Below are 21025 nucleotides of genomic sequence, written 5' to 3'. Positions count from 1 at the left end.
GAGTGTGATCACTTCCGGGGCCACAGACAAGATCGCGTTTTACGTGAACAGCTGGCCGCCGTTGACGTCGATGGTGGCGCCGGTGAGGGCTCTGGCGTGGTCGGAGGCGAGGTAGAGGACGGCGCGGGCCACGTCCTCCTCGGTGGCGATGCGGCGCAGCGCCATCGCCGAGACGTCGCGGGCGAGGATCTCCTCGAACGGCACGCCTTCCGCCGCCGCCCGCGTGCGCATCCAGTCGTCGAGCACGTCACTGGCGATCCAGCCGGGGGCGACGCAGTTGACCCGCACCCCGTACGGGCCGAGCTCGTCGGCGAGGCAGTGGGACAGCAGGTGCGCGGCGGCCTTGCCCGCGGCGTAGTCGCTGCGGCCCGCGTAGCCCGTGCGGGAGGACATGGAGGTGATGTTGACGATCGAGCCGGAGCCCTGGGCCACCATGTGCGGCGCGATGAACCTGCAGGCCAGCAGGGTGCCGTAGCCGCCCGTCTGGACGGCCTCGCGCCAGGCCTCGAGGTCGCCGTCGGACATGTCGAGCACGTTCCTGCGGTGCGATCCGGGGAAGGCGGCGTTGACCAGCACGTCCACCCGGCCGAAGCGGTCGATCACGGTGCCGGCGAGCCGCCGTACGTCCTCCGTCCTGGTCACGTCGGCGGGCACGGCCAGCGCGCCCGGCACCGCGGCGGCGGTCCGCTCGACGGTGGCCGGGGTGCGGGCGGCCACGACGACCCTGGCGCCCTCCTCGCTCAGCAGGCGCGCCAGGGTCCGCCCCAGCCCGGGGCCCGCCCCGGTGACGACCGCGACCTTGTCATCGAGCAGCACGCCCTGACTCTACCAAGCGTTTGCTCGATAGCGCGGTGCTGGGCAGGGGCGTTGCGGAGGGTGATGTTGATGCGGTTCCAGGCGTTGATCGTCGAGATCGCCATGACCAGGGCGGCCGGCGCCTTCCTGGTCGAGGACGACTTCGCGCGCCATCTCGGGCACGGCGCGCCGGTGCCTCCCACGCTCGTCGCCGACGACCGCGACGGCACCGTGGTCCACGTGAGCTCCCTGACCAAACCCGCCTCGCCCAGCCTGCGCATCGGCGCGGTCATCGCCAGGGGCCCGGTGATGGAACGGCTGCGCGCGATGCGGCGGGTCGACGACTTCTTCATCGCGCGCCCCCTCCAGGAGGCGGCCGTCGAACTGCTCAGCACCCCGGCCCGGGACCGGCACGTGCGTGCCGGTCCCAGGCCGGGCCCACGCGCTGCGCGAACGCTGCGCCGCGCTGGTCACCGCGCTCGCCCGCGAGGTCCCCGGCTGGGTGCCCGGGCAGATCCCCACCGGAGGGCTGCACCTGTGGGTGCGGATGGGCGCGGGCCACGACCACGCCGCCGTCGAGGCGGCGCGGGCGCGGGGTGTGGTCATCAGCGCGGGCGGCGACTACTTCGCCGCGGAGGCTCCGGGCGGCTACCTGCGGCTCGGCCTCGCGGCGGCCGCCGACGTCGCCGAGCTGGCCGAGGGTGCGCGGCGGCTCGGCGGGCCGCCGCGTTCCCTCACTGGGTGAGCGTCCATCCGTTGATGTAGCCCTTGTCGCCGGATGTGACGTCTTCGACGCGGAGTTTCCAGCTGCCGCTGGCTGGTGATGTGCTGGCGTTGACGTGATAGGTCTCGTTCAGGACGTCGGCGTCGTCCTTGGGTGCCGGTGCCCGTAGCGGGTAGACCTTGCCGTCCGGGGCGACCAGGTCGAGCTTGAGGTCACCGCGCCAGGTGTGGTTGATCTCGACGTAGACGGTCACGTTGGAGGGGGCGTTGCCGGAGAGCCAGCCGACCACGATCTGGGACTCCGCGCTGCCGGGGTCGGGGATGGGCACGTCGTCCCACGCGCCGAAGCAGGGCAGCCTGATGGTCCAGCTGTCGATGTAGCCGGTGTCGAGCCATTCGACGTCCTGGGCGCGCAGTTTCCAGGTGCCCTTCACCGGGGAGGCGCTGGCGTTGACGTGATAGGTCTCGTGGATGATGTCGGCGCTGTCGTTGGGGGCGGGCGCCCGCAGCGGATAGATCTTGCCGTCCGGGGCGATCAGGTCGGCCTTGATCTCGCCGCGCCAGGTGTGGTGGATGTCGATGTAGACCTCGATGTTGGCGGGTGCGCTGCCGATGAGGTCGTTGACCACGATCTTCGATTCCACGTAGCCGTGGTCGGGGATGGCGTAGTCGGTCCCGTTGGTGTAGTTGGGCAGCGGCCAGGGGTCCGCGTCGGGGTCCGGGGTGGGGTTGGTGCTGCCGAGGACGGCGGTGTCGAGCTGGATGCGGGGGGTGGTGGCGCCGGTGTAGGTGATGACCTTGCCGGTGGTCTTCAGGGTGGTCACCAGCTGGGAGACGGCGGTGGTGGGCTGGGCCTGGCGCATCACGGCCAGGGCGCCGGTGACGTGGGGGGCGGCCATGGAGGTGCCGCTCATGGAGGCGTACTTGTTGCCGGGGATGGAGGAGACGATGTCCGTGCCCGGGGCGAACAGGTCCAGCAGGGTGCCGCGGTTGCTGAACGTGGACGGGGTGTCCGTGTCGGTGGTGCTGCCGACGGCGATGGCCGAGGAGACGCAGGCCGGCGCGCTGATGCCGTCGCCGTAGCCGTTGTTGCCGGAGGCGATGACGGTGGCCACGCCGGCGGCCAGGAGGGCGTCGATGGCGGGTTTGCGGGGGTCGGAGTCGCAGGCGGCGGTGTAGCGGCCGCTGCCGAGGCTGAGGTTGGCGGCCACGATGGGGGTGCCGCCCTCCTGCAGCTCCAGGACCTTCTCCAGGCCGGCGATCTGGGCGCTGGTGAAACTGAGCACGCAGGGGGCCGCGCCGGCGCCGCAGAAGTCCTCGGAGGTGAACTTGCTGAAGACCTGGATGGCGACGAGTTCGGCGGCGGGGGCGACGCCGGCGGGCGGGGCCCCGGTGACGTTCTGGCCGTTGCCGATGGCGATGCCGGCCACGTGGGTGCCGTGGTCGCAGTCGAGGGCGACGTCGGCGCAGGGGCCGGTGTCGGTGTCGGCCGAGCCGGGGCCTTCCTGCTCGGCGTTGCCGTCGGGGCACAGGCTGGTGGCCGAGTAGTCGGCGTCGACGGGGGAGAAGCAGGCCTCCTCGAGGACGCGGCTGCCCAGGAAGGGGTGGTTGACGGCGACGCCGGTGTCCAGGACGGCGACGACGCTGCCGGCGCCGGTCATGCCCGCGGCGCGGGTGCGGTCCCCGCCGATCAGGGGGATGCTCTGGGCCAGCACCGGGGGTACGGGCTTGTCCTCGGTGACGCTGACCACGTTGGCGAGCTTGGACAGGCGGTCCACGGCCGCCGCGTCCACGCGCAGGGTGACCATGGGGAAGCGGGAGGAGGTCTGCAGGACCTGGCCGTTGGCGGAGGCGTCGGGCAGGTCGGTCCGGGACTTGGTGACCACGTTCACCCGGAGTTTGCCGCCGGCGGCCAGCTTGGTGCGCAGCTCGGGCTCCACCGTCGGCGCCGCCGCTGTGGTCTGCTGGGTGGTCTGCTGCTCCAGGTTGGCCGAGGTCGCGTGGGCCGGCACGCTCACGAGCGTCGTGGCCGCGAATGCCACGATGACACAGGATAAGACCGGAAATTTCATGACATATCGCGCCTTACGTGAAGAGTTCCATGGTGACGACGCCGACATGAGGGGGTGGCCGGACGGCGATCGATCCCGCCGTCCGGCCTGTGGGGTCACAGCGAGTGGTTACGTCGCGTTCGCGCCGTTCTTGGGGTTGCCCTTGACGCGGACGGCGGCCCAGTAGACGAGGGCGATCCGCCGGCAGGTCCCGCGGACCAGGATGAAGTAGCCGCCGCACACCTTGTCGCGCAGCGTGATGTAGAACCTGTTGTCCACGTCGGCCTTGCGGCTGCGGTCGAGGTAGTACTTGTACTTCTTGTACGTGTTGCCGATCAGCCCGTACCCGTAGTCGTGCGAGTCACAGGCCGGCCGGTAGTCGAAGCCGCTGGGGCGGTCCGGAGCCTGGGTGCAGTGGTCGTGGTTGATGCCCATGACCTTGAAGCCGCTGGCGGTCCGCTTCCAGCTCGGGCTGTGCCAGCCGTAGTGCGCCGCGTAGGCCATGCAGCCGATCTTGGTCCACCACATCCAGTCCTTGGCCGTGGGGCAGTACTTCGGATAGGCCTGCGTGCCGTCGATGCCGCCCGGGATGAAGTCGCCCGGCGGCGGCTCCGGGGTCACGGGGCTGGGGATCCCTCCCGAGCCCTCGATCGGCGTGTCGGCGGTCGGCCGGTCGGCGTCGACGGAGGTCGCCTGGGGGACCGCGCTGCCCGCCGGGAAGCTCAGCTGCCACGCGCCGTTGCTGCGCGAGTCGATCGACGTCAGGCGGCCGATCTCGTCGTAGGCGTAGGTCGCCTGGGTGGTGCCGTCGCTGGGGTCGGACACCGTGCGCAGCAGCCCGGACAGGTCGTACGCGTAGCGGGCCGCGATCTGCGGCGCCTCGGTGCCGAGGGTGACCGCGACCTCCTTGAGCCGACCCGTGAAGTCGCCGAGCGAGGAGGTGCCGGCCGTGGTCGACGTGGCGTAGGTGAACGCGAGGGTGGTCTCGGGGGCTTCGGCCCCGGCCGGTTCCTTGATGGTGCTGATGCGGCCCTGGGTGTCGTAGCCGACCGTCGACCTGCCGTACGCGGTGGTGCCGACGCTGGTCACCCGCCAGGTGTCGGTGCTCTGCAGGCCCGCCGGCTGCGCCCAGGTGTAGTTGAACTTGAGGTCGGCCGCGCTGACGGGGTTGCCGTTGGCGTCGGTGAAGGTGTCGTCACCGGCGTCCTGGGTGGTCGGATCCACCGTGATCGCCTCGGCCATCGTGGTACGCATCGCGCCGGCGGTCGCGTCCCACTTGGTCGTCTCGGTGAGCTTGGCGCCGGTGGCGTCCTCGTAGGTGTTGATGCCGCCGCCGCCCGGCAGCGAGACGCTGCTCTTCAGGTCGTAGCGGGTCGAACCCCCTTCTTCCAGGTCCGTGATGACGACGGCGCCGTTCTGGACCTCCAGCTTCCGGTTGATCGCCCCGCCGAGGAACTCCCCTTGCCAGCCGGGCCCGAAGACGGCCAGTTCGGGGCGGGTGGCGGGGGCCGACTGCGGCCGGGCCAGATCTCCGTTGGCGGCGGCCACGCCGTGCCGGCGGCCGATCGCGGCGAAGGACACGTCCGATTCGGCGATCTTGAAGGTGCCGGAGTCGGCGAAGTACTGACCGGGGCCGACCTCCTGAACCTCGGCCGGGGGCGGCTCGGCGACGGCGACGGTGGAGGCGGAGGCCTCGGGAGAGAGGAAGGGGATCAGCACCGCCGAAAGGGCGACGGCGGTCGTTAATCGGCGCAATTGGGCCTCCCGAGTGCGCGGGTGAGTGATTTGATCACCTGGACAGTAGATGATCGGAATTCACTCCACAAGGGTCTGGACAGCCATTCAGATCGGTGCTCAAATCGCATTCGGAGTCGCACCCTTCGCGCCCTTCTGTAAGCGGTGACGCGTTCGACGAACCCGCATTTCCGGACACCGTCGGCGCTCGCATAATCCCAGGCCAGAGCGGCTTTTCGGGTGAATTTATGGCGCCCTTATGAGGTATCTGATCAAGATGGACCGATGCGCTGCTGAATTCGTATGGCGGTAATGTAGCGATTTTATGGCGGTTCCGCCGACCATTATCCGTGGGGGATTGCCACGCCATTGCCCCCGGGGGTCAATGCTCGCTTCGGCACCGGGGCCGGCAGGCGTTCGGCGAGGGTGTGAATGGCGTACGCGAGCGCGCCCGTCAGCGCCATCGTGCCGTACGGCGGCGCCGGGTCGCCGAGCCTGGTGAAGGCGATGAAGCCGGCGTGCGCATGGACCGCCATGCCCGCGACGGAGTAGTGCGAGAACTGCGACTGCGCCACCGGGTCGGCGACGGTGTGCACGGAGGGGCTGCGCGGCGCGTCGATCTCGTGCAGGCGGTCCCGCTGGGGGAGACGGTGCAGTCCGCGCTCCCGGGAGGTGCGGCTGGGGGCAGGCGGCACACCGGCCACCGGGCCTGCGAGTCTTTCCCGCGCACGCCCCGACCGAGGTTCAGCCCGTGCTGCCCCGGCCGGTACGGCCTGTGCTCTCCGTGCCCAACGTCGCCGCAGGTCCGGACGCTATGAGGCGGCCTCGTGGTAGAAGGCGCGGGCGGCGAAGCCGATCCACTCGGGACGCTCCCAGGTGGTCCAGCGGGCGCGGGCGGCCTGGTCGATCGCCGCCGCGGTCTCCTCCTCGGAGGCGCCGGAGGCACGCAGGCGGGCGGCCTCGGCGCGGACGTAGGCGAGGTAGTCGCGGACGTCGTGCAGCAGGGAGGCGTCGGTCACCTCGCCGTGGCCGGGGACGACGACCTCGGGGGAGAGGGCGATGAGCCGGTCGAGGACGTCGATCCAGCGGGAGCCGTCGACGTCGACGTCATGGGGCGGGAGGTACGGGGTGATCGGGAAGATGCGGGTCTCGAACAGGTCGCCGCCGAAGAGGATGCGGTCGTCGACGAGGATGACCTGGTCGGAGGCGGTGTGCGCCGGGCCGGCGGTGCGCAGGACCGCGGTCCGGCCGCCGAGGTCGAGCTCCGCCTCGCCGTCGTAGACGAGGTCGGGGTCGACGAGGGTGACGTCCTGGAGCTCGGCCGCGACGGCGGGGCTCAGCCCCTTGAACATGTCGAGGTAGGCCGCGCCCTTACGGCGCAGCTCGGCGCGCTGGGCGGCGTTGTAGACGATCGTCGCGGCCCCCTGGAAGGCCTGCGCGCCGAAGCCGTGCTCGGGGTGGAAGTGGGTGACGGTCAGGTACAGGCGCCGGTCGCCGGCCAGGAGGCGGGCCTGTTCCAGGACGTGGGCGCCGTTACGGGGTCCCATGCCGGTGTCGATCACCAGCGCGGCCCGCTCGCCCACGACGATGCCCACGTTGGGGACGAGCTCGACGCGGCCGTCCGGGATGACGTACACGCCGTCGGCCACCTCGACCGGCTCGCCCCGCACGATCGGCGGCGGGCTCTGCCGGACGTCCGGCACGACGCTCTGTCCGGCGGACGGCGAAGACGCGGTGGGGCACATGACCCACTCCAATCTGAACAGTGTTGAGATGGCTTTTCGCGCAGCGTAACACGGATCTGATCGGTGTTAAGATCGGCTCATGGCCAAGGGGCGTTACCACCACGGCGACCTGCGTGCGGCACTCCTGGACGCCGCCGAAGGGCTCGTGCGCGAGCGCGGCGCCGACGACTGGTCGCTACGCGAGGCCTCCGCCCGCGTCGGCGTCAGCCCCAGCGCCGCCTACCACCACTTCGCCTCGCGCGACACGCTCGTCCGCGCCCTGTCCGAACGGATCCTCTCCCGCCTCGGCGACCACCTGGCGGACGCCTGCGAACGGGCCGCCGACGAGACCGCTGATCCTCTGCGGCGCCTGATCGCCCTCGGTCGCGGCTACCTGCACTGGGCGGTCGAGGATCCGGCCGTGGCCCGCCTCGTCTTCGGGGCCGGCGCCACCGGCCCGGACTCCCGCGTCTCGCCCCACCCGCACGACGTCCTGACGGCCGAGCTCGACCGCCTCGCCGACCTCGGAGCCCTCCCGGCGGCGTCGCGCCCGGGGGCCGAGTTCGTCGTCTGGGCGCCCATCCACGGCCTCGCGGTCCTCCTCATCGACGGCCTGATCCGCGTCGACGACGCCCGGGCCTTCGACCTCCAGGCCGAACGCGTCATCCGCGCCACCCTCAACGGCCTGTGCCAGGAGCCCGCCCCCTCCGAGGGCTGGCCCGCCGTCCACACCACGCACACCGACCGCCGCCGGTCACACCTTGGCCAGGAAGGCGAACAGGTTGGCCCGGGTGCGGGCGACCTTCTCCGGCAGGCTGAGTGACTCGTCGATGGCCCCGTCGCCCGCGGCCTTCTTCTTGCCGCGTACGTACAGGGAGCAGTCGAGGTCGGTGCACAGATACTGCCCGACCGAGTTGCCCTGACGGCCGGCCTCGCCGGTCCGGCGCGCGGTCATCAGCGCGACGCCGCCGCTGGTGTGCATGGTCAGGCACAGCGAGCACATGCTGCGCGAGGTGAAGCCGCGCGACGAGCCGGACGTCACCCGGAGCGCGATCCCGACGAAGGAGCCGTCGCGTTCGGCCACCAGGTAGGCGCGTTCGGGCGCGCCCGGATCTCGCCACCCGAGGAAGTCGAGGTCTTCCCAGGGGCTCTGCGTGAAGTCCCTGGGCATGCTGAGGCGCTGGGTCTCGCCCTTGGAGCAGTTGATGAACGATGTGCGGATGTCCCGCTCGGTGACTGGTCTCATGGGCGGCGAGGCTAGCTCTCCTTAAGGCTATTATGCAAATACTTAAAGGGTGTAAGAAAGGCGGGCGCATGGTGCGGGCGGGAGTGACCCCGGAGCGGCTGACCAGCGCGGCGGCGGACCTGGCTGACGAGATCGGCTTCCAGAACGTGACCGTCTCGGCGCTCGCGCGCGGGTTCGGGGTCAAGCCCGCGGCCCTGTACGCGCACGTCAAGGACGCGCAGGACCTGCGGTTCAGGGTGCGGGAGCTGGCCATGGGGGAGCTCGCCGACAGGGTCGCCGCCGCGCTGGCCGGCCGGGCGGGAAAGGAGGCGCTGGTGGCCTTCGCCAACGCCTACCGGGACTACGCGAAGGAGCACCCGGGCAGGTACGCCGCCACGCAGCTCGAACTCGACCCGGTGGCGTCGGCCACCAGCGCGGCGGGCCGGCACTCGGAGCTGGCGCGGGCGCTCCTGCGCGGCTACGACCTGTCGGATCCCGACCAGACGGACGCGATACGGCTGCTGGGCGGCACTTTCCATGGATACGTGTCCCTGGAGACGACGGGCCGGTTCGCCACCAACCCGCGCAGCGCGGACGTGTCGTGGTCCAGGGCCTTGGACGCGCTGGACGTCCTGCTCAGAAACTGGCCGGGAGCCTGAAGCTCTGTAGCGGCCCTGTGGCGGATATATAGCTTCTGCGCCGAGTGTCGTGCGAAGAGCAGTCGCTGTAAGGAGGCGAGAAAAGTGGCCGAAAGCGCCTTCCTCATCGCCTTGGTGGTGCTGGCCGGCACCGTCATCCTGCGGCGGAACGTGGGGCGGTATCTGTCCCGCCGAGGTCGTCCGCCCCGCACCGCGCCCGTGTTCGTGCCGCCCTGCTGCGGTCCGGCCACCGCTCGCCGCCGCCTTCGGCGAGGCCGGTCGGCCAGGTGCGCGTACGAGCGGGTGCGCCGCCATGCCTGACATCTGACAGTGCTCGCCTCGGTGGTGGGCGTCCAGGAGTTCACCGGCGTCGACCGGGCCACCGTCCACGAGACGGCCGACACCGAGGTCATCGTCACCGAGTACCCGCCTGATCTCGCGCGGGTTTACCCGACTGGCTCACTGCGCCTGACATTTCCCGCTATGGTGCCGAAGATCCCATACAGTCGTCACAGGAGTCCCATGTCGCGCGTCGAGCCTCTGCGGGAGGGCGATCCCACGGCCGTGGGGCCCTACCGGTTGTTCGGGCGGCTGGGTGCGGGCGGCCAAGGGGTGGTCTACCTGAGCCAGGGGCCCGACGGCCGCCCGGTCGCGATCAAAGTGCTGCGCGAAGGGCTCGCCGACGAGCGGTTCGCCAAGGAGATCGACGCGGCGCGCCGGGTGGAGCCGTTCTGCATCGCTCAGGTGCTCGACGCCTCGCTGGGCCCGCGGCCGTACATCGTGACCGAGTACGTCGAAGGGCCCTCGCTTCAGCAGGCCGGTCGTCACGTCGGCGCCGATCTGCAGCGGCTCGCGGTGGCGACCGCGACCGCGCTGGCGGCCATCCACCAGGCGGGCATCGTCCACCGCGACTTCAAGCCCGCCAACGTGCTGCTCGGGCAGGGCGGGCCGCGGGTGATCGACTTCGGGATCGCCCGGTCCGTCGAAGCGGGGGCGACGGCCACCAGCAGCATCGTGGGGACGCCCGCCTACATGGCGCCCGAGCAGCTCGCCGGTGAGCGGATCGGGCCGGCCGTGGACGTGTTCGCGTGGGCGTCGGTGATGGTGTTCGCCGCCACCGGGACGCCTCCGTTCGGCGAGGACTCGCTGCCCGCGGTGATCAACCGCATCCTGCACAACGAGCCGCAGGTCGGCGACCTGCCGCAACCGCTGCGCACGATCCTCCTGGCGTGCCTGGCCAAGGATCCGGCCCATCGGCCGAGCATGCAGGACGTGTTGCTGTGGCTCCTGGGCGGACAGGGCCCCGGGCCTCCGGCCGGGGCCGGCGGCGGCAGCGGGGTGTCCACGGTCCCGGGACGGCGGCGGCGCGGGAAGGGGACGGCGGTCATCGCGGTCGTCTCCGGGGTGGGGGCGCTGGCGGTCGCGGGCGCCGTCGCCTGGGCCGCCACGAACGTCCGGTTCCAGCCACAGCGGCCGAGTACGCAGGCGCTGGCGTTGACCTCCGCCGGGACGCCGGCCCGGACCTCGACCCCGGCTCCCGCTTCGACTCCGACTCCGACTTCGACCAAAGCGCGCCAGCGTCCGAAAAGGAGCACGAGCCCGTCGGAGCCGGTGACCCCGACCGTGAAGAAGACCGTGAAGCCGACGCAGCCCGCTCCCAAGCCGACGACCGCGTCGGCGAAGCCCTCGTCGGGCGGCGGCTCCTTCCGGGTGGTGTGGATCCGGGCCATGGGCGCCAGGAAGGCCAACACCCAGGACTGCCAGATCGGCCAGACCAACACCTTCGGCCTGGTCGAGGGGACCAAGCTGGCCACCAGGTTCCACTACGAATGGATCCTGGACGGACGCGTGGTCGAGCGCTCCGAGTCCGTCATCGCCGAATCCCACACCATGCAGGTCGTCGGCCCGCTCGTGACGTCGAACGGCCCTCACAAGATCACCCTCCGCGTCACCTCGCCCGCGACGGCGTCCAGGGCGCTCTCGTTCACCATCTGTCCGGTCGGGACGGAGTGATGAACCCGCTCCTGCCGGAGGATCCCCCGGCCGTGGGCCCCTACCGGCTGCTCGGGCGGCTGGGCTTGGGCGGCCAGGGTGTGGTCTACCTGGGGCAGGGGCCCGATGGGCGGCGGGTCGCGGTGAAGGTGCTGGTGGACGGCCTGGCCGACGACCACCGCTTCGCCAAGGAGATCGACGCGGCGCGCCGGGTGGAGCCGTTCTGCATCGCTCAGGTGCTCGACGCCTCGCTGGGCGGGCGGCCGTACATCGTGACCGAGTACGTCGAGGGGCCCTCGCTTCACCAGGCCGGTCGCCACTTCGGCGCCGACCTGCAGCGGCTCGCGGTGGCGACCGCGACCGCGCTGGCGGCCATCCACCGGGCCGGGGTGGTGCATCGCGACTTCAAGCCCGCGAACGTGCTGCTCGGCCGGGACGGGCCGCGGGTCATCGACTTCGGGATCGCCCGCGCGGCCGGCCATTCGCTGACCGTGACGAGCAGCATCGTCGGCACGCCCGCGTACATGGCGCCCGAGCAGCTCGCGGGCGCGCCGCTCGGTCCCGCGGTGGACGTGTTCGCGTGGGCGTCAGTGATGGTGTTCGCCGCCACCGGGACGCCTCCGTTCGGCAACGACTCGCTGCCCGCGGTGATCCGGCGCATCCTGCACGACCAGCCGTACCTGGGCGACCTGCCGGGTCCGCTGCGTCCGATCGTGCTGGCCTGCCTGGCCAAGGACCCCGCCGCCCGGCCCGCCATGCAGGACGTCCTGCTCCGGCTCATCGGCGCCCCGCCCACCGGCCCGACGGGCGAGGTCGCGGGCCGCCGGGACGTCGCCGTGGCGAGCCGCCCGCGCGGAAAGGCGCTGCTGGCGGGCGCCGGGGCACTGGCGGTGGCCGGGGTCCTGGTGGCCGGGGCGATCATGTGGATGCCCGCACCGGCGACGACGGCCGCCCCCAGCGTGGCGACGACACCCGCGCCCTCACCCTCGGCCGCGGGCCAGGGCGCCACCGGCACACCCGGTACGTCGGCCAAGAAACCTGCCAGGACCCCCGCCAAGACACCCAGCGCGCCCGTCCGGAAGGCGCGTCCCACCAGGACGGCCGGCTCCACCCCCACCCCCACCGTCTCCCGCGCCCGGCCGACCCCCAGGCCCACGAAGGCCACGAAGACCACGGCCGCGCCGGCGGGGACCGTACGCCTGGTGTCCCTGACGCTGGACGGCCTGCAGACCGAGAAGGGTTGCTGGTCGCCCAGCCTCTTCCCGGTCGCCTCGCTCAGGGGCCCGTCGGGCAGGCAGGTGGAGTACGGCTACCGCTGGGTGGTGGACGGCCAGGACGAGGGCTGGAAGACGGACTGGGTGACCGGCACGACCAAGAACCGCCGCAACCCCTTCGGCGCCTTCGAACCGGGCCGGCACACGATCGTCTTCCACCTGCTGACACCCTCGAAGGCGACCAGGCGAGTGGCGTTCACGGTGTGCGAGCGCTACTCCTAGAGTTCGGCCGCCACCGGGGGCGCGTCCTCGAAGTCCTTGTCCAGGGCGTCGGTCCACGAGGGCTTCGTCTCCTCGTACCCCTTGGCGTGCAGCCGGTAGAGCGTGGCGTACAGGCCGTCCAGGGCCATGAGCTCCGCGTGGCTGCCCAGCTCGCGGATCGTGCCGCCGTCCAGGACCACGATGAGGTCGGCGGTGCGCACGGTCGCGAACCTGTGCGAGACGAAGACCGTGATCGTGCCGTTCTCCGTCTGGCTCGCGGCGATCTGGAAGCGCCGGAAGATCTCGTACTCGCTCGCCGGGTCGAGGCTGGCGGCCGGCTCGTCGAGGACGCGGAGGATCGGCGCGTCCCGCATCATCGAACGGGTCAGCGCGACCTTCTGCCACTGCCCGCCCGACAGGTCGGTGCCGCCCGGGAACGTGGGGCCGAGCTGGGTCCGCAGGCCATGGGGGAGCAGGCCGGGCAGTCCGGACCCGCCCGCGCGGTCGAGGGCGTCCCTGACGGCGGGCTCGTCGTCGATGCGGGGCAGGTCGCCGATGCCGGCCGACTCCTGCAGCAGGAACTCCAGGCGGCAGAAGTCCTGGAAGCAGGCCGTCACCCGGTCGCGCCAGGCCTGGACGTCGTAGCCTGCGAGGTCGCTCCCGCCGTACGTGATCCGGCCCGCGGTGGGGTCGTACAGCCGGCACAGCAGCTTGACCAGCGTCGTCTTCCCGGCGCCGTTCTCGCCGACGACGGCCACGGTGCGGCCGGCGGGAAGCCGCAGCGACACGTCCCGCAAGACCGGCCGGGCGGCGTCCGGGTAGCTGAAGGAGACGTTCTCCAGGACGAGGTCGGAGCCGGCGGAGGGCGCGGGGGCGCCGGCCTCCCGCGGCCGGATGCGGGCCCTGGCGTGGTCGTCCAGCCACAGGTAGTAGCCCATGGCGCGCAGCGTCTTCTGCATCCAGGTGAGCATCTGGATCAACCCGGAGACGCTGCCGGTCAGCTGGCCGCCCAGCGCGATGGTGAGGACGACGTCACCGGGGCTCGCCTGGCCCCGCAGCGCCGCCGTGACGACGAGGTAGAGCGCGCCGGCGAAGCCCGCGCCGAAGATCAGCCAGCCGACGGAGGTCCACATGGCCGTACGGACCTCCGCCTGCCGCCGGGGCCTGTCGACCTGCTCCCACAGGGCGCGGTGGCGGCCGGCGATCTCCTCCTGCAGGCCGAAGACCCGCAGCTCCTTGGCCGCGCTCGGGGAGCACGCGGTCGTGAACAGCCCCTGCCGCAGCCGCGCCGGCGCCACGGTCGTCTCCTCCGCCCTGGCGGTGGCCTGCTCGCCGCGCCGTACGGCGAGCACCGTGGGGAGGGCCAGGAGCAGCAGGAGGAGGAACTCCGGGCGGACGCTCATCAGCAGCGCGACGGTGGAGCCGAAGGCGACGAGCGCCCGCAGGTTCTCCACCAGGGCCCCGAAGGCCGAGCCGAGCGAGGTGCGGTGGCTGCGGAGCAGTTCGAGCTGGTCCTGGTAGGGCGGGTACTCGTGGTGGTCCAGATGCGGCAGCCCGCTGGTCATCGCCATGATGCGCTGGTCGAGCAGGAGCCCGACCCGCTGCTGGAGCCGGATGCGCAGGTCCGCGGCGACCGTGCCCGCGAGCTGGCCGGCGATGAGCGCGCCCGCCAGGATGAGGGCTGCGGTCAGCATGCCGGGCAGGTCCGCCTCGACCGCGGAGTTCACCATGCGCTGCAGGCCGACCGCCGTCACGGCGGCGACCGCGCCGACCACGGGCGCGAGCCCGAGGACGAGGGCGGCCCGGGGGGCGTCGGCCTTGAAGGCGGCCCCGATCAGCAGGGCCATGGCCCGGACGGCGACGCGCGGGGAGGTTCGGTCAGACATGGCGGGCCTCCCTGAACGGCGCGCTCTGCAGGGTGAACAGGTGGGCGTACCGCCCGTCGAGTGCCATCAGCTCCTCGTGCGAGCCGTACTCGATGACCTCGCCGCCGTCGATCACGCAGATCCGGTCCGCCAGCCGTACCGTGGCGAACCGGTGGGACACCAGGATCGTGGTGAGCCCGCGGGTGATCTCCAGGAAGTGCTGGTAGATCTCGGCCTCGGCGCGCACGTCGAGGTTGGCGGTCGGCTCGTCGAGGACGAGCACGCGGGCGCCGTGCTCGACCGCGAACAGCGCGCGGGCCAGCGCGACGCGCTGCCACTGGCCGCCGGACAGGTCGGTGCCGCCCTCGAACCTGCGGCTGAGCGGGGTGTCCCACCCCGCAGGCAGCCTGGGCAGGAAGTCGTTGAGGCCGGAGAGCTTGGCGGCACGGTCGAACGCGCCGTTGGAGCGGTCGGCGTCGAGCCGTCCGAATCCGACGTTGTCCCGCAAGGACAGCTCGTAGCGGACGAAGTCCTGGAAGACGATCGCCAGCTGGCGGCGCCAGGCGAGCGGGTCGAGGGTACGCAGGTCCACGCCGTCGACCGTGATCCGGCCGGAGACGGGGTCGTAGAGCCGGGCCAGCAACTTGATCAGCGTGCTCTTGCCCGCGCCGTTCATCCCGACGATCGCCAGTGACGAACCGGCCGGGATGCTCAGGTCCAGGCCCTTCAGGACCGGACGGTCGGGGTAGCCGAACCGTACGTCCTCGAACCGGATCCCCTGCGCGGGCCACCGCTCGTCCGGCGCGACGGTGTCCGGCCGGCTGAGCTCGGCCTCCACCCCGAGCCGGCCGACCGCCAGGGCGTGCGGCACGGTGGCGCTCGCCTGGGCCAGGATCCACTGGATGTCCCCGATCCAGCCCAGCGCGCCCATGGCCGCGATGGCCTGCAGGGCGACGGTGATCGACTCCACGTCGAGTCGCCCGCCCGCCACGGCGAAGGCCAGGTACGCGAACACGGCGGCATGGGAGAGCGCCAGCAGGACCGGGCCCACCGTCCTGCTGGGCAGCCGGCCCGACCCGGCCAGCGCGTCAATGCCGACGAGCCAGGCCCGGGTGAAGCGGTCGTGCAGCCAGTCCTGGAAGCCGAAGACCCTGACCTCCTTGGCCGCGGCGTCGCCGATCGCGAGATCGCGGGCGTAGGCGGCCTGCCGGAGCGCGGGCATCGACTCTTCCTCGGCGTCCACGGCCTTCCTGACCTCGCGCAGCCGCCATCGGGACAGCGTGATCCAGGCGGCGGCCAGCGGCAGCGGCAGCCACCATTCGACGGTGGCGAGCAGGATCGCCGCGGCGAGCCCGCCCAACCGGCTGGTCGCGAGCCTCGTGAGAGACGTCACGGCGTCGCCGGGCGGATAGCCCGTCGCCAGTCCCTGCGCGAGCTGGATGCGGTCGGCGATCGCGGGATCGCTGAGATGACCGATGCCGACCGGCCGGAGCGCTCCTTCGAGGGTCGTCTGGCCGAGAGTCGCGTTGAGCCGCCGCGCCAGCTCGGCGGAGATCATCCCCAGGACGGGCGTGAGGGCCAGCCGCGCCACGAAGACGGCGATGAAGACGGCCAGATCCAGCGCGAGGCCCGCGTCCCCGGCCGCACGGCTTGCCACGTCTCCGACGACGGCGGCGCCGGCCAGCATGAATCCGGTGCTCAGCAGGGCCTGCAGGAGCACGACGGCGCTCAGGGCAGCGGTCAGCGGGAGCGACACGCGCGGCAGGAGGCGGATCACCTCCAGCACGCCGCTCGCGCCGCGACCGTGGGTCACCTCAGTCCCAGTCCGGCCAGCCATCGCCGGTCACCTCCGCTCCTCGTCAGCAGCGCGGACAGCATCCCGGGTGCGCCCATCAGTAATGACCAGCCGGTCTCCGCGAGCGCGGCGGGCTCGTCGAGGCGGCCCATGAGGTGGTCCGTCAGGTGATCCGCGAGTTTCGCCGCCTCCGGCAGCCCGGCGCATCGGGCGAAGGAGTCGAACACGAGCATCAGCCCGGCGGCCCCGTGGCAGATGCCCAGGTCGTCCAGATAAAGGTCATCGTCGTACGCCGCCAGGAACGATCGCGCCGACTCGAGGGCGAAGGCGGCCAGGTCGTCGTCGCCGAGCACGCGTGCGGCCTCCCACAGTGTCCAGGCGTTGCCGGGACAGCCGTAGCACCACGCCTGCCGCCGCCCGTCTCCCTTAGGCGCGCGATGGCCGTCCAGCCGGGTGGTCCCGAACGGCCAGGTGATCACGCCTCTGTCGTCGACGTAGGATTCGGCCACCAGCCGGCCCGCGAGCCGGCGCAGCAGGTCGTTCAGCTCCTCGCTCAGCCCGTCGGCGTCGGCGGCGGCGCGCAGGGCGGTCACGATGCCGGGCAGCCCGTGGGCCAGGCCCAGATTGATGCGGTCGACGTTCCAGCCGCGCAGCTTCTCGCCCTGGTACTGGCCCACCCGCAACCTGGACAGTGCCTCGTCCTCGCAGAGCAGCGCCAGCCGGGCGATCAGCGGTGCCCGGCCCGCGGCGTCGATGCCGGGATCGATGGCGAACGCCACGAGGACGCCCGCCGGGCCCACGATGAGGTCGTAGTCCTCCCATCCGACGTTCGCGGTCCGCCAGCGCGGGGCGGCCACGTACTCGATGAGCCTGGCCCGCTGTTTCGCCAGCGGCTCGTTCAGCCTCGGCCACGCCGTGGCGGCGATCCGCAGGCCGAACATCCTGGACGACGCGCCGCCGCCGAAAAGGCCCGGGTGGTAGTGAGGGCTGCGGAAGTCGCGCAGCCACGTGACCACGGCGCGGGAGGCGGCTGACTCGTCCGGCGGACGAGTCTGACCGGCGGCCAGCGCGGCGAGGATGGCCGGTCCGGAGTCCGGCCTGTTCTGCGCCGGCTCGGCCGGCACGGCGTATTCCCGAAGGAGTGTCTCGGCGACCGCCTGCACGGCGGCTCGATCGAGCACGTGGGTCGATGTCACGACGATGCCCTTTCAGCGGATGCCGTCTCACATGTGGATCGCCAAGGACGCCGCCTGTTCGCGGCGCCCCTGGCGATCGCGGTTCAGCAGGTCCCGGTGCACATTCCGCTGCACGGGTCGGTGAACGCGGGGTCCGAAATGCTGTGGACCTCGAGCTCGTCGACCAGTTCCTCGACGTCGTCCTGGGGCTCGGGGATGTCCTGGGGCTCGGGGGTGGTGTTCTCGGACATGGCTGGCCACCTTTCTGTCTTGTCTTGACGGGGTGTTTCGGGCATCCGGCCGGTCACGTCGTTCCGGCCGAAATCTGGGCAGCGGCGGCCGCCAGCGCTGTGGGCGGCACCGCGTGGGGCAATCGAACGGCGACCTCGGCGGCCACGCGCTCGGTACCGTGGTCCGACACGCTCAGCTCGTCGGCCGCGGGCAACATCTCCGTGACGGTGAGCTCGTCCCCGGCCGCGAGCTCCTTCAGGGCCTGCTCGAACACCCGGACCGCGCGCACGCTTTCCAGGTCGCAGGCCAGCGGGCGGTATCCGGACGGGCCGGCGACGAACACCCACCGGGGCAGCCCGAGCCGGTCCCGCAGCCTGCTGAGCGTCCGGAGCCCGGCCAGGTCTCCGCCGCCGGCGAGGTTCAGCCGATCGGCGGCGATCCGCCACTGCGCGGCGGAGACCACCAGCGATCCCGCCACGGTGATCCGGGGGACGAAGGAGCGTCCGGGGAACGCGGTGAGCGAGCAGCGCAACCGGCGGTACCGGGGGGCATGCTGCTGGGAGTCGGCGCACAGGATCCGGGTCAGCACGCTCCACGGCGTCAGAGGGCTGCGCGTCGCATGGGTGCAGATCCGCACGGGCTCGCCGGCGTGGGAGATCACGACCCGATCCGCTTCACGGTGCGCGGTGAGCTCTCCCAGCGGCAGGTACCGCGCCGCCCCGGTACGCCACGTCGTGCCGTAATGGCCGGGGTCGGGGTCGCCGGTCCAGAGGGAGGTGTACCTCGGCCTGCGGATCGCGTTGGCGGCCTGCGGCACCAGCGGCGGAATCAGCAGCTCCACCGACGGTACGCCACTGATTCGGTCGAGTTCGGCGAGAAACGCCCGGTAGGCGTCGGCGGCCGGCACCGTCCCGTGCAGCCGCCGCAGCGTCTCGACGAAGCGCGCGTCGAGGACCGCGGCCGGGCCGGCGTTGTCCAGCACCCACCCGCCGCCGGGGAGCGGGCGGACCACGCAGTCGACCGGCCAGGTGATCGGGGCGTCCGGTGCCCCGACGGCGTCGAGCATCGCCGGGGTGACGTCGATGACGGGCGCGGTATCCGGCGACGCGGCCATCAGGTCCAGGAGCCGCGCGTAGCCGGAGCCGGGGCGGTGCGCCGGGGGCCAGGCGTTCTGCGGGAGAGCGTGGCGGGTCAGCTCTCCCTCCTCGGTCCGGGCCGCCAGCTCCTCGGCGAACACGTCCATGACGGGGCGCGGTCGCGGGCCGATCCGTTCCCGGAGCCTGCTCTCCGGCCTGGGCTCGTCCTCGCCGATCAGCAGGCCGAGCCTGCGGTACTGCTCGAAGGCCCGCTGCAGGGCCGCCAGGTCGGCGGTGAAGGCGCCGTCGGCGCGCCGGTACACGTCGACGAACCCGGCACCGGCGTCGGAGGCGGTCGAGCCGGAGGTCTTCTCCCATCGGCCGCGCCGCTGTCTCAGCGGCGCCGAGACCTCGAGCACGCCGAGCCGGACGAGCTTGCCGACGAGACCCGGAGGCGAGCCGGGCTCCAGCGCGGACACCGGCCGGACGCCGGATCGCAGGGACTCGACGATGCGGTCGAGCGCGGGGCTCCGCCGCAGCCGGTAGACGAGCAGGTCAGGCGTGGCGGAGGCCGGATCGACCGTCCAGACCGCGAGGCGGTCGCCCTCCACCCGGTGCAGGGGGGTCATCGACAGCCGCTGATCCCGGCGCAGCCGGTCCGCGGCCGATCGTGCCAGCTCCAGCCTCCTGGCGTGCACGTTCTCCGTCCAGTCGACGGCGACCTGGCCGTTCACCGAGAGGCCGGACGACTCTCTCGCCACGGGCACCAGTGACACCTGGCCCAGCCAGGTCCGCGGCGTGGTCTTGACCGCGCCGCGGGCGATCATCCGCCAGAGGTAGTCGCTGCGCCTGCGCAGCTTCTTGGAGGTCCACGGCTCGCCTTGGGCCAGCCGCCGCTCGATGTCCGCGAGCACGTCGGAGGTCAGGCAGGCCCGGCCGCCGGGCACGGAGCCGAGCAGGTGCCACGGCGCCGCCAGCAGGCGGTCGTGCTCCTTCTCGACCTGGGCCCCGGCCTGCTCCTCCAGCCGCAGGAGCTCGGCGGACAGCGAGGCCACGCGGTCCAGGTGGGCGGTCAGGCCCGGGGCCGCCACGATCTCGCGCAGGCGGCGGGCCTGGTCGCCGGTGAGCGCCTGGCCCTGGTGCAGGCGGCGCCGTACGGCGAGGACCGCCCGCCGTGCCGCGGCCGGCAGCTCCGGCCTCGGCACCACCTCGTCCCCGAGCCGTCCGGCGAGGTCGGACGCCTCCCGGAGGTAGTCGTCATGGACGTGGTTCAGCGCGCGTACGCACGCGAACAGGTCGGGGGAGGAGGCCGCCAGCCAGAGCCGGATGGGCAGCCCCGCGACGCGGAGCACGGCCGATTCGCTCATCGTGGTCACCGCGCGTCACCCTCTTCACGGGCCAGCAGCGCCTCGGCGATCAGGGCCTGCCGCACCGACGGCAGGTTCGCCCGGTTCCAGTGGAAGATGACCAGGTACGACGCCACCGCGCGCGGTCCCATGGCGGCCGATCCGCTCTCGAAGTAGTCGCGGAACCAGCGCTCGCCCTCCTGCCGGACGACCTGCCGGTGGTCCTCGGCGAGGTCCGCCGCCTCGGGGGACAGCTTGGCGGCCAGCGCGTAGGGCGACGGCCAGACCTTTCGCAGCGCCGCGGCCAGCCGCGCGAGCCGCGGATCCGCGACGGCGGTCGCGGCGAGGGGGCGGTGCCGTCGTACCCGCTCCCAGACCCCGAGATCCTCCCAGCCCACGATCTGCAGCGCGCCGAACAGCGACCGGAGCAGCAGCAGCGACATCGCCCACGAGGGGCCCGGGCCGTGACCGGCCAGGCGGAGCCGGTGGTAGCCGAGCCAGGCCAGCGAGTCGGCGGTGAAGACCCGATGGACGCTGCGCATCGACTCCGGCCCGCCGAACAGGTACGTCTCCGGCTCGTACACGCCGGGACGCCAGTCGCCGAGCACGCCGTCCCTCCGCCAGGCGGTCAGCCGGTCGCGCACCAGCGGGTCGAGCTCGGGCGACGCCGGCCGGAACCGGATGCGCAGGCCGGGAGGCTTGTGCATGAAGAAGAAGTCGCGGGCCAGCCCGTCGCGGACGGCCTGCCGGGCGGTCACGGCCAGCTCCGCGTAGAGGTCGCCGGACCGCTCCGGAATCGGCGTGAGACCGAACTGGAGCCAGCGCTCCGCCGTGTCCTCCAGGACCGTCCCCGGCAGGACCTCGGATTCCGCCGACCGCTTCATTCGCCCACCTCCTCGGTGCCGTCTCTACGATCGTCAGGGAGGGGCTTCAGAGTCGGTTCATAGTCGGCTCATACGAGCGCGCCGATCGTGCGCAGGGCTCTGACGTCGCGTTTCACCTCGGCGTCCGTCCTTGCGAGGCCGGCCACCCGGTCGACGAGCCCGCGGTCCCGGCAGCGGACCGCCAGCCGCAGCGACACGAGCAGGGGCGTGATCCGGGCGCCCGCGCCGCGCACCCCGTCGAGGCGGGCGCCGGCGCGGGCCACGTGCTCGGCCGCCGCGTCCGGGCGGCCCTCGCG

At 72.3% G+C, this 21025-nt stretch carries 19 protein-coding genes; 6 read left to right on the top strand and 13 right to left on the bottom strand.

From position 1 onward, the window contains the following. Positions 1-39: 39 nt before the first annotated feature. Entirely contained in the window at positions 40-816 is a 777-nt protein-coding gene (locus ACWDX9_RS33140; RefSeq protein ID WP_449960902.1) for an SDR family oxidoreductase, read from the bottom strand. A 397-nt stretch (positions 817-1213) separates the two neighbouring features. Here ACWDX9_RS33140 and ACWDX9_RS33135 point away from each other — a divergent pair, with 397 nt between their 5' ends. Continuing rightward, positions 1214-1540, top strand: a complete 327-nt coding sequence (locus ACWDX9_RS33135; RefSeq protein WP_449960900.1) for a hypothetical protein — start codon at positions 1214-1216, stop codon at positions 1538-1540. Here the strand turns inward: ACWDX9_RS33135 and ACWDX9_RS33130 are convergent. From ACWDX9_RS33130 to ACWDX9_RS33115, 4 genes are all read right to left on the bottom strand, one after another. Further along, on the bottom strand, positions 1530-3560 hold the full coding sequence (locus tag ACWDX9_RS33130) for a S8 family serine peptidase (protein ID WP_449960896.1): 2031 nt from the start codon (positions 3558-3560) through the stop codon (positions 1530-1532). The genes ACWDX9_RS33135 and ACWDX9_RS33130 overlap by 11 nt on opposite strands. 138 nt (positions 3561-3698) lie before the next feature. After that, on the bottom strand, positions 3699-5324 hold the full coding sequence (locus ACWDX9_RS33125; protein ID WP_449960893.1) for a phospholipase A2: 1626 nt from the start codon (positions 5322-5324) through the stop codon (positions 3699-3701). Positions 5325-5647: 323 nt separating this feature from the next. Further along, positions 5648-5998, bottom strand: a complete 351-nt coding sequence (locus ACWDX9_RS33120; RefSeq protein ID WP_449960891.1) for a hypothetical protein — start codon at positions 5996-5998, stop codon at positions 5648-5650. Between the two features lie 117 nt (positions 5999-6115). Further along, positions 6116-7048: an MBL fold metallo-hydrolase gene (locus tag ACWDX9_RS33115; protein ID WP_449960888.1), complete on the bottom strand. Its 933-nt coding sequence runs from the start codon at positions 7046-7048 to the stop codon at positions 6116-6118. 79 nt (positions 7049-7127) lie between these two features. On the opposite strand from ACWDX9_RS33115, the gene ACWDX9_RS33110 reads away from it, so the two are divergent. Next, the gene (locus ACWDX9_RS33110; RefSeq protein ID WP_449960885.1) at positions 7128-7850 is read left to right on the top strand and encodes a TetR/AcrR family transcriptional regulator; all 723 of its coding nucleotides are present in this window, start codon (positions 7128-7130) and stop codon (positions 7848-7850) included. Here ACWDX9_RS33110 and ACWDX9_RS33105 read toward each other — a convergent pair. Then, the gene (locus ACWDX9_RS33105) at positions 7782-8273 is read right to left on the bottom strand and encodes an FBP domain-containing protein (protein WP_449960882.1); all 492 of its coding nucleotides are present in this window, start codon (positions 8271-8273) and stop codon (positions 7782-7784) included. The two genes, ACWDX9_RS33110 and ACWDX9_RS33105, sit on opposite strands and share 69 nt — an antisense overlap. Before the next feature lie 68 nt (positions 8274-8341). On the opposite strand from ACWDX9_RS33105, the gene ACWDX9_RS33100 reads away from it, so the two are divergent. The 4 genes from ACWDX9_RS33100 to ACWDX9_RS33085 all read left to right on the top strand — a co-directional run bounded on the left by ACWDX9_RS33100 (position 8342) and on the right by ACWDX9_RS33085 (position 12378). Further along, positions 8342-8911: a TetR/AcrR family transcriptional regulator gene (locus ACWDX9_RS33100; RefSeq protein WP_449960879.1), complete on the top strand. Its 570-nt coding sequence runs from the start codon at positions 8342-8344 to the stop codon at positions 8909-8911. Between the two features lie 84 nt (positions 8912-8995). Continuing rightward, a complete protein-coding gene (locus ACWDX9_RS33095) occupies positions 8996-9211 on the top strand; it encodes a hypothetical protein (RefSeq protein ID WP_449960876.1) in 216 nt (71 codons plus the stop codon). Positions 9212-9412: 201 nt separating this feature from the next. Continuing rightward, positions 9413-10903 (top strand): protein kinase domain-containing protein, encoded by a 1491-nt coding sequence (locus ACWDX9_RS33090; RefSeq protein ID WP_449960874.1) that lies wholly within the window; start codon positions 9413-9415, stop codon positions 10901-10903. Continuing rightward, the gene (locus ACWDX9_RS33085; RefSeq protein WP_449960871.1) at positions 10903-12378 is read left to right on the top strand and encodes a protein kinase domain-containing protein; all 1476 of its coding nucleotides are present in this window, start codon (positions 10903-10905) and stop codon (positions 12376-12378) included. The genes ACWDX9_RS33090 and ACWDX9_RS33085 overlap by 1 nt, the downstream gene beginning before the upstream one ends. On the opposite strand, the gene ACWDX9_RS33080 is transcribed toward ACWDX9_RS33085, so the two are convergent. From ACWDX9_RS33080 to ACWDX9_RS33050, 7 genes are all read right to left on the bottom strand, one after another. After that, the gene (locus ACWDX9_RS33080; RefSeq protein ID WP_449960869.1) at positions 12375-14243 is read right to left on the bottom strand and encodes an ABC transporter ATP-binding protein; all 1869 of its coding nucleotides are present in this window, start codon (positions 14241-14243) and stop codon (positions 12375-12377) included. The two genes, ACWDX9_RS33085 and ACWDX9_RS33080, sit on opposite strands and share 4 nt — an antisense overlap. Further along, the gene (locus ACWDX9_RS33075) at positions 14236-16059 is read right to left on the bottom strand and encodes an ABC transporter ATP-binding protein (RefSeq protein ID WP_449960867.1); all 1824 of its coding nucleotides are present in this window, start codon (positions 16057-16059) and stop codon (positions 14236-14238) included. The genes ACWDX9_RS33080 and ACWDX9_RS33075 overlap by 8 nt, the downstream gene beginning before the upstream one ends. Continuing rightward, a complete protein-coding gene (locus ACWDX9_RS33070) occupies positions 16032-17213 on the bottom strand; it encodes a lanthionine synthetase LanC family protein (protein ID WP_449960864.1) in 1182 nt (393 codons plus the stop codon). Before ACWDX9_RS33070 ends, ACWDX9_RS33075 begins: the two co-directional genes overlap by 28 nt. Positions 17214-17296: 83 nt before the next feature. Continuing rightward, positions 17297-17443 carry a hypothetical protein gene (locus ACWDX9_RS33065; protein ID WP_363982701.1) on the bottom strand — a complete coding sequence of 49 codons (147 nt, stop codon included), beginning with the start codon at positions 17441-17443 and terminating at the stop codon, positions 17297-17299. 53 nt (positions 17444-17496) lie between these two features. Further along, positions 17497-19866 (bottom strand): lantibiotic dehydratase, encoded by a 2370-nt coding sequence (locus tag ACWDX9_RS33060; protein WP_449960862.1) that lies wholly within the window; start codon positions 19864-19866, stop codon positions 17497-17499. A 5-nt stretch (positions 19867-19871) separates the two neighbouring features. Further along, complete coding sequence (locus ACWDX9_RS33055; RefSeq protein ID WP_449960859.1) at positions 19872-20729, bottom strand: thiopeptide-type bacteriocin biosynthesis protein; 858 nt, start codon at positions 20727-20729, stop codon at positions 19872-19874. Positions 20730-20797: 68 nt separating this feature from the next. Continuing rightward, positions 20798-21025, bottom strand: a 228-nt coding sequence (locus tag ACWDX9_RS33050; RefSeq protein ID WP_449960857.1) for a hypothetical protein, incomplete at its 5' end; no start/stop codon positions are given.

The organism is Nonomuraea sp. NPDC003201, from assembly GCF_053590415.1.
Note: the sequence above shows the minus strand (reverse complement) of the source record. Positions and strands in the feature narration are given on the sequence as shown.